Source organism: Vibrio sp. Vb0937, from assembly GCF_033338855.1.
On sequence record NZ_JAWOTK010000473.1, the window covers coordinates 1 to 1,021 of the forward strand.

Here is a 1,021-nt window from a genome sequence, read left to right on the forward strand (position 1 = left end):
GGCATGACCACTCGTTACGAAGGCATGTTGAAAGCGGTAATGGCTCATCGTCCGGTTGTTATTGCGTTTGCAATCATTGTATTTGCAAGCTTACCAGTCTTGTTCAAGTTCATTCCTAGTGAACTTGCACCTTCGGAAGATAAAGGTGTGGTTGTACTAATGGGTACGGCGCCTTCGAACGCGAACTTGGATTACATCCAAAACACCATGAACGATGTAAACAAGATTCTGTCGGATCAACCAGAGGTAGAATACGCGCAGGTATTTAACGGTGTTCCTAACTCGAACCAAGCGTTTGGTCTAGCAACACTTAAACCTTGGAGTGAGCGTGAAGCCAGCCAATCTGAGATCACCAAACGTGTTGGTGGATTAGTTGCAAGCGTACCAGGCATGTCAATCACGGCATTCCAGATGCCAGAACTGCCTGGTGCGGGTTCAGGTCTACCAATTCAGTTCGTTATCACGACACCAAACAGCTTCGAAAGCTTGTTTACGATCGCAAGCGACGTTCTGACAGACGTAGCCAGCAGTCCAATGTTCGTCTACTCGGACTTAGATCTGAACTACGACTCTGCGACCATGAAGATCAAAATCGATAAAGACAAGGCGGGCGCATACGGTGTGACGATGCAAGACATCGGTATCACGCTAAGCACCATGATGGCTGATGGTTACGTAAACCGTATCGACCTAAATGGCCGTTCATACGAGGTAATTCCTCAAGTTGAACGTAAATGGCGTTTAAATCCAGAATCAATGAAGAACTACTACGTTCGTTCTGTGGATGGAAAAGCAGTACCACTTGGTAGTCTGATCACTATTGATGTTGTCGCCGAGCCTCGCTCACTGCCTCACTTCAACCAGCTGAACTCAGCAACCGTTGGTGCTGTACCATCGCCTGGCGTCGCAATGGGTGATGCAATTAACTGGTTCGAGGACGTAGCGCAGAACAAACTGCCTGCCGGTTACAACCACGACTACATGGGTGAAGCACGTCAGTTCGTGACGGAAGGTAGCGCGC

The 1,021-nt window shown here is 48.5% G+C and carries 1 pseudogene; it reads left to right on the forward strand.

The window, feature by feature from the left end:
- Positions 1 to 1,021 (forward strand): annotated as a pseudogene (vmeD, locus tag R7P67_RS26615) (multidrug efflux RND transporter permease subunit VmeD); the annotation flags it as partial.